Origin of the sequence: Streptomyces sp. NPDC007164, from assembly GCF_040634135.1 — a bacterium.
In the GTDB taxonomy this organism is placed as follows: domain Bacteria; phylum Actinomycetota; class Actinomycetes; order Streptomycetales; family Streptomycetaceae; genus Streptomyces; species Streptomyces sanglieri.
Map to the genome: position 1 here is coordinate 1 of NZ_JBEYFB010000094.1, position 13,162 is coordinate 13,162.

The 13,162-nt window shown below is 67.7% G+C and carries 14 protein-coding genes and 2 pseudogenes; 7 read left to right on the forward strand and 9 right to left on the reverse strand.

Annotated features, from left to right (window positions below):
* A partial coding sequence (locus ABZ622_RS40780; protein WP_360552235.1) for a hypothetical protein occupies positions 1-189 on the reverse strand: 189 nt, incomplete at its 3' end.
* A 135-nt stretch (positions 190-324) separates the two neighbouring features.
* On the opposite strand from ABZ622_RS40780, the gene ABZ622_RS40785 reads away from it, so the two are divergent.
* Positions 325-507 carry a hypothetical protein gene (locus tag ABZ622_RS40785; RefSeq protein WP_360552237.1) on the forward strand — a complete coding sequence of 61 codons (183 nt, stop codon included), beginning with the start codon at positions 325-327 and terminating at the stop codon, positions 505-507.
* Here ABZ622_RS40785 and ABZ622_RS40790 read toward each other — a convergent pair.
* Positions 497-1,288 carry a DUF2785 domain-containing protein gene (locus ABZ622_RS40790; protein ID WP_360552239.1) on the reverse strand — a complete coding sequence of 264 codons (792 nt, stop codon included), beginning with the start codon at positions 1,286-1,288 and terminating at the stop codon, positions 497-499. The two genes, ABZ622_RS40785 and ABZ622_RS40790, sit on opposite strands and share 11 nt — an antisense overlap.
* A gap of 274 nt (positions 1,289-1,562) precedes the next feature.
* Here ABZ622_RS40790 and ABZ622_RS40795 point away from each other — a divergent pair, with 274 nt between their 5' ends.
* From ABZ622_RS40795 to ABZ622_RS40810, 4 genes are all read left to right on the forward strand, one after another.
* On the forward strand, positions 1,563-2,246 hold the full coding sequence (locus ABZ622_RS40795) for a hypothetical protein (RefSeq protein WP_360552241.1): 684 nt from the start codon (positions 1,563-1,565) through the stop codon (positions 2,244-2,246).
* Positions 2,247-3,219: 973 nt separating this feature from the next.
* Positions 3,220-3,450 (forward strand): hypothetical protein, encoded by a 231-nt coding sequence (locus ABZ622_RS40800; protein WP_360552243.1) that lies wholly within the window; start codon positions 3,220-3,222, stop codon positions 3,448-3,450.
* Positions 3,451-4,000: 550 nt separating this feature from the next.
* Positions 4,001-5,302: an MFS transporter gene (locus ABZ622_RS40805; RefSeq protein WP_360552245.1), complete on the forward strand. Its 1,302-nt coding sequence runs from the start codon at positions 4,001-4,003 to the stop codon at positions 5,300-5,302.
* A gap of 466 nt (positions 5,303-5,768) precedes the next feature.
* Positions 5,769-5,936 (forward strand): hypothetical protein, encoded by a 168-nt coding sequence (locus ABZ622_RS40810; RefSeq protein ID WP_360552247.1) that lies wholly within the window; start codon positions 5,769-5,771, stop codon positions 5,934-5,936.
* Between the two features lie 7 nt (positions 5,937-5,943).
* On the opposite strand, the gene ABZ622_RS40815 is transcribed toward ABZ622_RS40810, so the two are convergent.
* Together ABZ622_RS40815 and ABZ622_RS40820 are read right to left on the reverse strand one after the other, a co-directional pair.
* Positions 5,944-6,579 (reverse strand): DUF4259 domain-containing protein, encoded by a 636-nt coding sequence (locus ABZ622_RS40815; RefSeq protein ID WP_360552249.1) that lies wholly within the window; start codon positions 6,577-6,579, stop codon positions 5,944-5,946.
* Positions 6,580-6,634: 55 nt separating this feature from the next.
* A pseudogene (locus tag ABZ622_RS40820) lies at positions 6,635-6,837 on the reverse strand (ISL3 family transposase); the annotation flags it as partial.
* 231 nt (positions 6,838-7,068) lie between these two features.
* Here ABZ622_RS40820 and ABZ622_RS40825 point away from each other — a divergent pair.
* Positions 7,069-7,512, forward strand: coding sequence for a hypothetical protein (locus tag ABZ622_RS40825; protein ID WP_360552251.1), 444 nt, complete (start codon positions 7,069-7,071; stop codon positions 7,510-7,512).
* Between the two features lie 438 nt (positions 7,513-7,950).
* A pseudogene (locus ABZ622_RS40830) lies at positions 7,951-9,156 on the forward strand (IS110 family transposase).
* Positions 9,157-9,173: 17 nt separating this feature from the next.
* On the opposite strand, the gene ABZ622_RS40835 reads toward ABZ622_RS40830, so the two are convergent.
* The 5 genes from ABZ622_RS40835 to ABZ622_RS40855 all read right to left on the reverse strand — a co-directional run bounded on the left by ABZ622_RS40835 (position 9,174) and on the right by ABZ622_RS40855 (position 12,776).
* Entirely contained in the window at positions 9,174-9,473 is a 300-nt protein-coding gene (locus ABZ622_RS40835; protein WP_360552253.1) for a hypothetical protein, read from the reverse strand.
* A gap of 147 nt (positions 9,474-9,620) precedes the next feature.
* Entirely contained in the window at positions 9,621-10,166 is a 546-nt protein-coding gene (locus tag ABZ622_RS40840) for a hypothetical protein (protein ID WP_360552255.1), read from the reverse strand.
* 278 nt (positions 10,167-10,444) lie between these two features.
* Positions 10,445-10,834: a helicase associated domain-containing protein gene (locus tag ABZ622_RS40845; protein WP_360552257.1), complete on the reverse strand. Its 390-nt coding sequence runs from the start codon at positions 10,832-10,834 to the stop codon at positions 10,445-10,447.
* Positions 10,835-12,141: 1,307 nt separating this feature from the next.
* On the reverse strand, positions 12,142-12,555 hold the full coding sequence (locus ABZ622_RS40850; RefSeq protein WP_360552258.1) for a hypothetical protein: 414 nt from the start codon (positions 12,553-12,555) through the stop codon (positions 12,142-12,144).
* Positions 12,556-12,671: 116 nt separating this feature from the next.
* Positions 12,672-12,776 carry a helicase gene (locus ABZ622_RS40855; RefSeq protein ID WP_360552259.1) on the reverse strand — a complete coding sequence of 35 codons (105 nt, stop codon included), beginning with the start codon at positions 12,774-12,776 and terminating at the stop codon, positions 12,672-12,674.
* Positions 12,777-13,162 lie beyond the last annotated feature (386 nt).

Below are 13,162 nucleotides of genomic sequence, written 5' to 3' on the forward strand. Positions count from 1 at the left end.
CAGGACCGGGACGAGCAGTGAGCGCAGCAGCAGGACCAGGATGAGCAGGATGATGCCGAGTACGACAGGCCCGATGAGCGTGCGGTCCCGGGCGGGTCTGCTGGGTGTCGTACTGCTGGCGGGGCCGCCCCCGAGGCCGGGTGAAACGCGGCGCGCCCGCCCTCGAATCGTCTTTGCGGAGGCTGGCAAGTGGCCTTCATATACCGTCACTTGAACGTTCTCAGTCGCCGAGGATCCGCTCCCCGGCAGCCCGTCGCGCCAGCTCCCGTCGAGAAGGATCGAGGAGTGGGCCACGCCGTACGGGCTGAACCCGTTGGGGCGCAGGTGCGGCTTCGGGAGGATGCCTCCGACGGCGATCTGACCGATCACCTGGTCAACGGCGAGCACCACGCCCGGCCAGACCGTACCGACCCGGTGTCCGGCGAGCAGGCCTTCGATCCGCCTGGCGCGGGTGTGCGCACCGGTCCGCCCGGACGCCGGGCCGGGGTGTGGTCGGTCAGCGTCTGACGATCCGGTCGAGAGCGGCGGCGAGCGCGGACTTGACCGCGTCGCGGTGATGGAGGGGTTGCGCGGGCAGTTCGCCGGCGGGGCGTACGCCTCGGTCGGCGAGTATGTAGAGCAGGCGCAGGGTGCGCAGGCAGTTGCTGAGGTGAGCGGGCACCGGCGTGCTGATCCGGGCGGCACCGAAACGGTCGGCAATCGGATCCAGCCAGCGGACGGCGTCGCGTTCGCTCAGGTCCGTGCGGGTGAGGACCCGGGCGATCGAGCGTGCCAGGCGGTCGTCCTCCAACTGGTCGTAGACGTGATCGGTGGGCACCATCAGCCGAGCGGCGGCAAGGTCCAGCATCCGAACCGGCGCCACCCGGGGATGGCAGCCGAAGCCGGCGAGCAGGTCCGCGCCGTGCGCCACCGCGTGCAGCCAGCCGAGCCTCTCGTCGTGGCCGCGTAGATCCCGCTCCACCGGGTACCAGCGCTCGAACGCGTCCACCCAGCCGGGCTTGAAGTCCCCCGCTTCCACCAGCATGTCGAGCACGAGCGGCGCGAAGGTGCGGGCCTCGACCCGCGGGTCGGTGAACCGGGCGGCCATCTCGTCCCCCAGCTCCAGCCGCCGGGACGCCGCGATCGTCCCGCGGGCGATCCAGGTCGCGAGGACGGTGTAGGGCGCGCCGTCCCGGACCTGCGGATCGGGATCCGCGAGGGCACGGGACAGCTCGCGAACGAGGTCGTCCATGTGCCGGTCAGCGGGCACGGCACAGTCAGCGGCCTCGACGCTCTTCCAATCGGTCATGAGGAGCAGAATAGGTTCATTCCATGACTGCACGCCTGCGAATTATGTCCGAGTATCCACCTAGACAGTCAACTCCCCGGTCGGCGGCGGCAGTTAATGCGTTCGCGTACCGCTCCTGCCTCGGTCGGCCGCGTGCCGACGACGAACGCTGCTGCCGCACGAAGATCACTGAGACAGGACCCGGACATTCACGAGATCACTTCAGGATCGAATCAGCCCTAGTGTCATCGGTGTCAGCAGGAAAGACCGCAACCAACAGCCGCTGGAGTTCACGATGCGCTCGCGTCTCGCCGCCCGTTCCACCCGTCTCGTCCTGGCCGCCGCAGCCATCACGGCCCTCGCCGCCACCACCACGGCCTGCGACCCCGAAGACGCCGCGGATGCCGCCGGTCCCTCCGCCGCCGCCTCCGCGAGCAGCGGCGGGAGCGACGGCTCCTCCAGCGACAAGCCCTCCGCCAGCGGCTCCGGGGCCAACGGCTCCTCCAACGGCTCCTCCACCGGCGGCTCGACCGACAAGACCGACTCCGGCGACGGCAAGAAGGACGGCTACGGACAGTCCTGCGGCACCAACGACCTCAGCTTCACGGTCACCTCGGAGTCCCAGGCCGGCGGCTACTACCTCGTCACCGCCAAGGCCAAGCCCGGCATCACCTGCTACCTGGACGTCAACACGCCCAGCGTTTCCTTCGGCTCCGGCGCCGACGGTGTCGCCTCCCCTGTCGGGCAGGGCGGCGAAGACCCCATCAAGCTCTCCGGCTCCGCCGTCGCGTACACCGGTATCAACCCCAAGACCACCGACGGCGAAGGCGGTACTGAGTTCGGGAACGTCATCATTGCCACCACCGAGGACGACCCGAACCCCGCCGAGCTCAAGCTCCCCGACCCCGCCACCGTCGAAAAGCCCATCGTCACCAACTGGGCCACCAACCGTGCCGAGGCCGTCCCCGTCATCGTCTGACCGGGCACCGAGTCACACCGATCCGCGCCGATCCACACTGAGGCCCTCGACGCTGCTGGCTCCACGGCGTCCGCGGCCCGGTGGCCGTCATGTACGGGGGAACGGGAGAACGGGAGAGAGCAGGGATCACACCTCCGGGCCCGACCGGCGGGGCAGCACCTGACCTGCGACGGCCCGGCCAGTGCCGTCCCGCTGCGGTCAGTGGGTCAGTAGGTCAGCAGGTCGGCGGGCTGGACGGGATGTCAGGCACCGCAACAGGACGGAGCACCATCAGAGACTCTTCCTGGCGAGCCACCATCGCGAAGGGGAATCTTTCGAAAGACCCCGAAGCCGAACTGGTCGAGAACTGCTGCTTCGAACTACTGCTCGCAACGGCGGACCGGAACGCCACCACCGAGGAAGAAGCACAGCGCAACTACCTGCACCTACGTAGCTACTTCACCGAGCACACAGTGGTCGCGGACACGGCGATGACCGAGTTGCTGCGGCTGTACAGGGCGAAAGATCCTCATCGCGCGGACCGTGGCCAGGCTCCCAGCGCGGCACGCCAATCTCATCCGTCCGTTCGCCGAGTGGCACATCATCCGCGACGCCCGCCAACGCTCAGCCCGCGGCCGCTGCACCTCCGCCGCGCACAAGGGCGACTGCAGCAAACGTGCTTGCCGCCATCGACTTCCTGAATTGGCTCGACTCCCAGCCCCTGAGCCTCCGCCGGCTCCAGCAGCCGCATCTGGACACCTGGGCGACCGACAGGCCATCTCTGCGCTCCCGCTCCGTCCCCTTCCTCCGTTGGAGTACCGCACGACGCCTCTGCCCGCCCGGTCTGGTCATCGATCGCCCAGCCTCGCAACTCCCCGGCCACTTCCAAGCCGAGGACGAGGCCCGCAAAGAGCTGTCGCGCTGCTTGAACGACACCGCGCTACCCCTGGACGTCCGTGTCGCGGCTGCTCTCGTCCGTCTCTACGCCCTTCCCTTGACTCGCATCGTCGAGCTCACCGAGGACCACATCAGCAGCGACCAGGAGCACACCTGCTTGGCGGTCAACCAACACCCCTTCGTGCTCCCGCCGAAGCTCGCCCGTCTCATCGACGATCAACTCAGACACAGCACGCCCCGGCACAGCACCACGGCCGGACGGAGGTACCTCTTGCCCGGCCAAACCCCGGACGCCCGCGTGATCCCCTCGGCCTCGCCGACACGCTGAGACACCACGGTCTGCCCGCCCGTGCAGCTCGGAACACCGCCATGATGGACGCCCTGGCCGACCTGCCGCCCATGGTCATCGCCGACCTGCTCGGGCATCCACCCCAAGACTGCCGAACGCTGGGCCACGCTCGCAGGCGAGAACTGGTCCGAATACTTGTCGTCGCTGACGTGACGGGGCCGGGGGAGGACCGATCGGGGCAGCTCTACGAACGCTACGAGGACATGGCTCGTCTCTCGCCAGTCGTACGGCACCCCATCAACATGCTCGGCCGCTACTCTCTCTCCAGCTTTCCGACCTGTTTGGAGGCTTCAATTCCCGATGCGAGCTCGCTCATTGCGGCGGATCGACGTTGCGGAGGGCCGGTACCCGACGTCACAATGCGTGGAGGTGCCGGGTGGTCATCCCGGCGAAGTGTTGGAGGCGCTGCTTGTGAACACCGCACCGCGGTGCGCCTCGCCATGCGCGCCAGACGCTGACCACTTCGCTTCGCCCACCGGCTGACCTACTTCGTTCACGGTGGGCGCTTCCCCTATGGGAGACCACCGTAGTGTCCGAAATCTTCGGGACGGTTGATCGCCGGCCTCTGGCAACGGTTCTTGCCGCCAACCTCGTTTCGATCGCAGGGAATTGCCTCACATACATGGGCGTGCCGTGGTTCGTGCTGCAAAGCACGGGCAGCGCCGCCAGGGCGGGGATCGTCGCGTTCTGCACACTGCTGCCCGCAGTGCTCGCCGCGCTCGTCGCCGGTCCGGTCATCGACCGGATGGGGCGACGGCGGGTCAGTGTCGCCTCGGATCTCGCCTGCGGAGTTGCCGTTGCGGCGATCCCGCTGCTGCAGTTCGCCGGCAACCTGCAGTTCTGGATGCTGTGCGTGCTGATGGCGCTGACAGGCATGTTCCGTGCGCCGGGTGCAACCGCTCGCGGCGTGCTGTTGCCCACGCTTGCCGAACGCGCCGGAATGCCACTGACCAGGGCTGCCGGGCTGTACGACGGAGCGGCACGCGGTGCGGCGCTGATGGCATCCGCTCTCGGAGGTGTGCTGATCGCCGTACTCGGAGCCGAGAACGTCCTGTTGGTGGATGCCGCAACCTTCGCCGTGGCTGCGCCACTGTTCGCGTTCGGAGTGCGCGGCCTGCCCGAGGCGCGGGCCCAACGGCGGTGCGAGCCGATGTCGCTGCATGCCTACCGTCGTGAACTCACGGATGGATATCGCTTCGTGGCGGCCACGCCGCTGCTGCTGGGCCTGTGCTTGATGACGCTGGTCACCAGGGGCCTCGACCAGGGGTGGAGTGCTGTGCTCCTGCCCGTGGACGCTCGTGAGGACCTTGATGGTGCCGTCGATCTCGGTCTGCTGAACACGGTGTTCGGGGTTTGCGCTCTCACGGGGGCGCTGGTCTATGGGGCGGTGGGCAGCCGCTTTCGGCGGTGGCCAGTGTTCACGATCGCCTTTCTCATCGGGGGCCTGCCGCGCTTCGTGGTGGCCGCCTTCACCGATACCTTCACACCGTTGGCCGTGACCATGGCGGTAGAGGGTCTCGCCTTCGGTGTACTCAACCCCATCATGGCCACCGTGACGTATGAGACGGTGCCGGAGGACCTGCGCAGCCGCGTGCTGAGCGTGACAACGGCCTCGGTGCAGCTGGTCACTCCGCTGGGCGGACTGGCCGCGGGCTTCCTCGTGGATTCGGTCGGCTTGACTTCCGCGCTGCTGGCGGTTGGCGGTGTGTATCTGCTTGCCACGCTGTGCCCGGTGATCTTCCCGTCCTGGAGGCAGATGGACCGTGCCGGTTCTCCCCATGACAGGGCCAGGCGTTCGCTGCCGCAGGGCTCAGGGGCGAAACGGGTGTAGCCACGGAGACGGCCGCTTCGGCGCTGCTCACGAACACCTGACGTCGGTGCTCCCCGTCGCGTGATCAGGCGGGGGCCTGGTCTTCGTACACACAGGCGGGCTCCCCGGTCGAAAGGGCCGCTCGGCACCGAACCAGGGACGAGCACGACCAGGGGCACAGAGCCGGCACCGCGCCCGTGCTCGTAGCTGCTGCCGGCCGAGCAGTTGCTCGCACGGAACGGCAGTCGGATCCTCGGGCCGGGATCCCTTGCGCGATCCCTCGCACGAACTGCCGAAATGGAGAGGGGGGCGGCTCCTCCGCAAGCGAGTCCTCCTTGCATAACAATCTGGCCGAGCACCACGAGCATCCAGATTCTGGTCGTGGATGTCGCGCGAGTGCCAGGATGCGTGTCGAAGCGCAGATGGATACGAAGGGGAACGGATGCGACCGACGTTGACAATGCGTGAGTGGAGTACACGACGCAAGGTGACTACTGCTGCGGCGCTGCAAACGCTGTGGCTGGGGGTGCTGATCACCGCCCTGGTCATCTGGGACCTCTCGCTCTCTGTCCCCGTCGCCATCGCGATACGGGCCGGTCCGGCCTTGGGAGGAGTGGTCGGTACTTGGGCCGCCTCGAAGACATCTGCTAGGTGACGATCAGTTACCGCTTTACGGAAAGTGAGCCAGAACCCGGCTTTGAGTAGCAGCTCGGGGCGTATACGAGATCGGTCGCCTGCGGCTTCCGGAGGGGCGGGGCAAAAGCGCTGGCTACGGGGGGCAGGTGGTCCGTAGCGGCGGCGCCGTCGCCGGGTGCCTCCCACAACGGTGAACAGCTGCTGACGCGAGTCGAGAACAAAGCCACTCCGTTATGGCTGGATATCGAAAAGAGCGATGGAAGGGGGTGGCGGGGCAAATACGGCGCGAAGGCGGGTGAGTATGGCTCGCCACTGCTTCCAGTCCTCCGGTTCGACCCAGTTTGAGGCTGGCCCGTCCTCGTCGCTGGCGATGCGGGCGAGGGCTTCGTCGGCGAGTGCCCGTAGGCCGGAAGGGAACACGGGCATAGGTGTTTCCGGACGTAGGACATGTCGACGGGTTTGCCTCCCGGGCATTGCGCCGCGATGAGTGCAGCGGCGGCCACCGCCTCTTCTGCTTCCGTGAGATAGCCGGTGGCATCGATCGTCCGGATGAGGACGCCTCGGATCAGAGCTTCGCGCGTCTCGGGCTCGGCGTCGTTGAGAGCATTGGCGAAGTCCGCAGCTGTGTCGTTGTCGAAGGGACCAGTATCCCAGGTGCTCATGCTGATCTCCCTTTGTGTGACGCCCGGATCCTCGGATAAGGGACTGACAACATGACTACGGGGCGAGCCGGACCCGTTTACGAAGGAGGGCGAAGCCTGCACGGCTGAACATCTGGCGCTTGAGCATCTTGATCCGGTTCACGTGGCCTTCGACAACTCCGAGTTCCAGGGCATCGTCAGGCCGGCGATGACCGCGTCGGGGTCTCGGCCGATGCCCGCGGCAAGGGTGTGGAGGCTGGGCAGGTCGTCCTCGCGGACGGCGTCGAGCCACTGCGGGAGTCGTCGCTTCGGTGTGGATCACGGTGCTGGCGAGCGGTAGAGCGGGGGGCATCGGCACCTGGTGGGAATGCGGTGTTCAGGCGCCGGTCAACTCGTTGAGTGGGCCCAACCTGGCATGTCAAGGCTTTTCGGCCTGTGTTGTAAGAGGTTCCCCCATAGTGCGTCCGCCCGGATGCTGGTCCGGACCGACATCTATGAGGGGAGCCTCTTATGCGTAAGTACACGTTTGGCATGCTCGCCGCGACCGGGGCGCTGGCGGTATCCGCCGGCCTTACCGGGGCTGCCACCGCCTCGAATGCTTTCAGTGCGGCTCCACCCGACGACGGCCGAGTGGGCATCCTTGACGGATGCAGTTGGGCCTGGCCGTGTGGGGAGGTGCAGAACGACAGTGGCCGCTCGGTTCGTGTTTCGCTGAACTGGACATGCGCTGCCAAGACGGCGCCGCTTGGATCGTCCTGTCCCAAGGAGATCAAGACCGTCAAACCAGGCGCCCACAAGGGCGGCGGGGACGTGGACGTGGACGCATTCGAAGTGCCGAAGGGGTGCAAGTACTATTTCAAGGTCGGCGCCTTGGACCCCGAGGAGTCCAGGACGGCTGGCTGGTACAAGTTCAACAACTCGCTCACGATCACCATCACGCGCACTTCGTGCTGAGAGATCGCGTCGGCTGAGAGGTCACCACTCACCTCCTCGGTCGTCGCGCACCGAAAGTCCCCTCTACACGGAGGGGACTTTCGTGTTTATCGGGCGAGATTGAGTGGGGATCCATGCTGATTCCATAAGAGAGCTGGCCCGGTTTTTGACGCACTTTTGGATTTGGAATGCATGGGTTCACGGATTCCAAATCCAGCCCCCCGTTACCTTTTTCGTGGCTCCGCGATGGGGCCTCCGGCCTTCGGGGTCGGCATGACTTCCCCTTTGTTGCGGTTGATGATCCGGGCGGTGGTATCACCGGCCCCGGAGGCATCGACGGACCGCTGATGAGGGGCTTGAGCACCGACTTCACCGAGCCGGAAGAGCTCTCCGTAACGTGGGTGTGGCAGCTCGGTTCCGAGGCAAGGCCGGACGAACGCGTGATGGAGGGGCCTGCACGTGATCGACACCAGCGACATCGACGTCTTCCTCGGCCTGGACGTCGGCAAGGGCGAACATCGCGCCACCGCCATCACTCCGGCCGGAAAGAAGGCGTTCGACAAGCGCCTGCCCAACACCGAGCCCAAGCTCCGCGAGCTGTTCGCGAAGCTTCAGGCCAAGCACGGAACGGTGCTGGTCGTGGTCGACCAGCCGGCCTGGATCGGGGCCCTACCTCTGGCCGTTGCCCGGGATGTGGGCTGCCCGGTTGCCTACCTGCCTGGGCTGACGATGCGGCGGATCGCCGACCTCTACCCGGGCGAGGCCAAGACCGACGCGAAGGATGCGTTCATCATCGCCGACGCGGCCCGCGCGATGCCGCACACGCTGCGGGCGATCGACGGTGGGGACGAGACGATCGCCGAGCTGGAGATGATCGTCGGGTTCGACGACGACCTTGCCGACGAGGCCACCCGGGTCACGAACCGGCTGCACGGCCTGCTGACCCAGATCCACCCGTCTCCGGAAAGGGTGCTGGGGCCGCGCTTGCAACACCCGGCTGTCCTTGCCTTGCTGGAACGGTTCGGGTCTCCGGCCCAGATACGCAAGGCCGGCCGTCGGCGGCTGGTCACGCTGCTGCGGCCGAAGGCACCAAGAATGGCCGAGCGGCTGGCCGAGGAGATCTCCGCTGCCCTGGACGAGCAGACCGTCACCGTTCCGGGGACCGAGGCGTCCGCACTGATCGTCCCGAGCCTCGCCGCCTCGCTCACGGCCGTCCTTGACCAGCGCAAGCTGATGGCCGGCCGGATCGAGGAAATCCTGGACGCCCACCCTCTTTCGAGACTGACGTCAATGCCGGGAGTCGGCGTCAGGACGGGAGCCCGCATCCTGATCGAGGTCGGCGACGGCAGTACGTTCCCGACCGCTGGCCACCTCGCCGCCTACGCCGGACTCGCCCCGGCGACCCGGAGCTCGGACTCCTCGATCCACGGCGAACAACCATCCCGGTGAGGAAACAAACAGCTCAAACGGGCCTTCTTCCTCTCGGCGTTCGCCGCCCTGGGCGACCCCGCATCGCGGGCCTACTACGACAAGAAGATCGCCCAGGGCAAGCACCATACCCAGGCCCTGCCTCGCCCGCCGCCGGGCAGACGTCCTTCAGACGTCCATTTTGCAATGCTCCGCGACGGCACCTTCTACGAACCCCAACCCACCGCGACCAGGTGATGGTTCAGGCCGGTCGGTCAGTCTTCCGGTCGAAGTCGCTGTCGGGCGGCCTCAAGTTGTTGGTCATAGTTGGAGGCGAACAGTTCAGGAAGTGCCTTGTCCAGCGTTCCGACGATACGATGGATCGGCGCCCAGACCGCCGGATCGTCGACAACGCGACTGAGGTCGGTCATCTGGAGCTTCTCCAGCCAGTGCGACAGCACCAGCGCCTCGTCACACGTGAGTTTGATCGTGACCTGGCTATCGCCCATGCGCACCCCTCCGGCTCGGCCCCCGCCCTCGACCACACGAACCTCCTGGTCTTCGACCTTGACCAAACACATAGGGGCACCCCCCCGGGGGTCGAAGCCGAACGTTTCGATGCGGGTCGCCGTGGCTTTGCCGTCTGCTGTGAGGATGAGCGTGCCGCCCTTCCCGTCGGACCATGTCCCGGCGACCCGTTCCGCGCTCCGCTGCGGAGGCTCCTACCCGATCCCGGCGGCGTACAGGCCGATGCTGGCGAGCGTGCCGACGGTGACGACAGCGAGCGTCTCGTACAACGCCACACGCCCGAACATCGCGCCACCGGAGAGCTGCGGGTGGTCCGGCAGCAGTAGCCTGCGAGTGACCAGCGTCGGGGCGGCGAGCGCCGCCGTCACAGCGAGCCACCCGCCGAGACCCGCCAGGAGGCCGGTTTCTCCGAGTGCCACCGCGGCCAAGAAGAGCAGGGCAGTTGCGGCGGCTGCCAGCGCCGGGATCCACCACCACGCCTCGCGCCCCGAGAGCCTGCGGCCGAGCCATCCGGCCACGACCAGGAGCGGCATCACGACGCCGACCGTCAGCAGGGCGCAGAGGACAGCTTCGGCCGCCGCCACAAACGGAGCCATCACGATCAGCCCCATCGCGTTGTAGGGCTGGCCCGTGCTCACCTGGGTCAGCCCCCGTACGAAGAGCGCGATCGTCCCGATCACTGCCTCGACGAACAGCATCGACAGCGAAGCCGTCAGCACCGCGCCGAACCTGTCCCTCACGCGCGCCTGCGTCTGCCCCGGATCCTGCATTTCTGAACGCATTCAAATCCCCTCCCCGCCCCGTATCCTCCTCAGTGTGGGGCGGGCCTGCGCAACCGGGCCCCTCCAGCTGGCGCCGTCCCGCACCAGAGCTGAGACCGGGAGCAGGCAAACCCCTCCACGCCGGGAGGTACCGGCGGCGAAATACTCGGGCCGGGCGATAACGTGGACAGGCCGCGTCGACGGGATGGACTGCCCTGCGAGACGTTCGGCCCTTGGCAGACAGTGCGGCACAACTGTTACCAGCGCATGCCGAGGTGGTCGAGGTCGGTCCGTCGTTGTTCGGCGAGCTTGGTGGCGCGTTTGCGTACGTTGTCGAGCCACACACCGAGCTTGACGACCACGGGCTCGTCAGGGCCTGTCTGGCGGCCGCCCGGGGTCTCCGCACTCTCCAGGTGTTCGACGTGTTTGCGGGGTACTCGCAGGTGTCCTTCCCGGGCATGGAACTGCCGTGCCACTGCGAGGTTGACCGCCCACATGTCGTCCTGCGTCCGCCGTACAGGGCGTTCTTCGTCCCCAACCGCCTCGATGCCGAGCACGTTCTCCAGGAGCCATTGCTGTGCGGGCAGCAACTGTTCCCACCCGTGCCGTTGCGCGGTGATCCAGCGTCCGAGGTCTTCTCCTTGCACGATCACCTTCCCGGCTGCCGGCGGTACGGTCCCGCCGTTCCGGAGGAGGTGCTGGGCGAGTCGGAAGCAGCGCTGCCACCCGGTGTCCCATACCGGGCACCACCTCGGATCGATCGCATCCAGCTCGTCCCGCCGCGCCTCGGTCATCGCCCCGGCCGCCGAGGGCACGGGACGGCCGGCCGCACGCAGCCGGGGATCCCTTGCTGTGCACCCCTCTGCCGCCCGACTACCGAAATGGAGAGGGCGGGGGCGGACGGGCGGAGCGCCTCGGGGATCGGCGGCCGGCCGGTCCCTCCTCGCGCGTCGGAGGGTTCGGGCGCGGGCCTATGGGGCGGCCTGCTGGCCGGGCAGATAGACCATCACTCCACCCGGGATCGGCACACACGGGGTCTCGGTGGGCAGTTGGGAGACGAGACACAGGTTCTCCGCCTGTCCTGCGGCGCTGCGGCGCTGATGCGCTGAGGTGGTTACGGCCGTACAGGACCGTCCCGGGGGCTTCCAGGGTGACGGTGATGCAGAGAACAGGGTCCGGCATGAACTTTCCGCGATCGGCAGTACCGGCGTTCAGCTCGGCCTCGTTCGCCGCGGCTGCCGCGTTCTCCAGCGGGGTCTGGCAGGCAGGACACAAGAACAGGGCGAGACGGCCCCCTCCTACTTCCCGTTCCAGTTCTCAGCGGCCTTGGACGTGAGATCCTTCGGGGCGAAGCAGCGGCATCGGCTGCATCGAAGCCGCGTGCTTATCCGGGCCTGCGGGCGCTTCTGACGCTTCTTACGACTCATGCCCGGTCAACGACAGCACCACCGGCCCGGTACCGGCCCGGTGGTGCCCGGCGAGCTCCTGGGAGCCGTCCCGGACCTGCTGGCCGCACCGATCCCGCACGCAGACCCGTATCGGGGCCGACCTGCTCTTACTCGTGGCAGTGGCATCCCGTGCACACTCGGCAGCAGCGGTAGCCGGGGCACTGCTGTTGCGTCAGGTTGCCGCACGGCTGGAACGCGTTGTCGGTCGGCCCTGGGCAGTAGCACTCGCAGCAGGAGCCGCATGCGCTGTGGACCCGGTCGACCCGGCGGCCGTTGAGCACGGTGGTGCCCCGGTCCCCGCAGTCCCGGCACCGGCGGGGCACGACCGGCGCGGGCTCCGGCAGCGCCTCCATCTGCCGTGCCCACTCCCGCGGCGCCTGGAGGTCGGCGGCGGTGATCCCGGCGGCCGGGTCGACGGCGTGCGCGAGGACCGGGCCGGCTGTCGAGAGGTGGGCGGTGGTCCGGGCGGATCTTCTCCCGGTGATGGTCCTGGGCGCGCGCCCATGTCACCGGGCGGTTGTGGGTGTGCGCCCAGGAGACGATCTCCTCGGCCCGCCGGTGCAGGCCGGCCGCCGCGTCGGGGGACCGGCCGGGTCTTCTACCCGCATGTAGTGGATGGTCGAGGTGTGCCGCAGCGGCACCATCGGCGGCAGCGTCTCCCATCCCAGGGCGGGGAGCAGCGGATCCAGCTCGGCCGGGGTGTACGAGGAGACCAGGACCATGTCCGCCGGAAGGTCCGCGACGGCCCGGCCGACCTCCGCATCCAGGGCGAGCCGCAGACCGCGCGGGCGCGGGTAGACCATCGCGGCCCACTCCTGCCAGGCAGCCGACGTCACATCGTGCAGGCCGTGCCCGGCGGGCAGCGGCCCGTCGTACGGGGAGAGCACACCATCGATCTCGATCGCAATGTATGTACGCATACCCGAAGAATAAGTAACAAACAGGCGTATTACGGTCAAATGCCCTTATTCCCTTACTAGTTGGGCGTACTTGCCGAGATCCCCGCTCGCGTACGCGAGGACCCCGACCCGGCCGCCTACCAGCGCATCCCGAGCTGATCGAGATCGGTCCGGCGCTGCTCGGGAGGCTTGGCGGCGCGGTTGCGGACGTTGTCGAGCCACATGCCGAGCTTGACCACCACGCCCTCGTCAGCGCCGCCCTGATGGCCTGAACAGCGCGTTCTCCGCCTGCCAGGTGCTCTGCGTGCTTCCGGGGCACCCGCAGGTGCCCTTCACGGGCGCAGTCCTGTTGGCCACCGGTTCAAGCGGCAGGCGCACCGGTTCTCCCCGTTCGGGCCTGATCCAGTCCACCGAAGCCGACCGCCAGGCCGCGGCACGGTTATGAGGCTCTCTGGATCCGGCTCTGACCGGACTTGCGTGAAAGCTCAGCCCGGTGACCAACTCCGCTGGTCACCCAGGGACCGCGGTTCTAACCTCGATCTTTCTTGACGGTCCGCCGACGGCGTCGGCGGACCGTTTCGTTTTCGGTGGCGGAGGGCGGGCAGGCCGACAGCCCGAATGTCGCGTC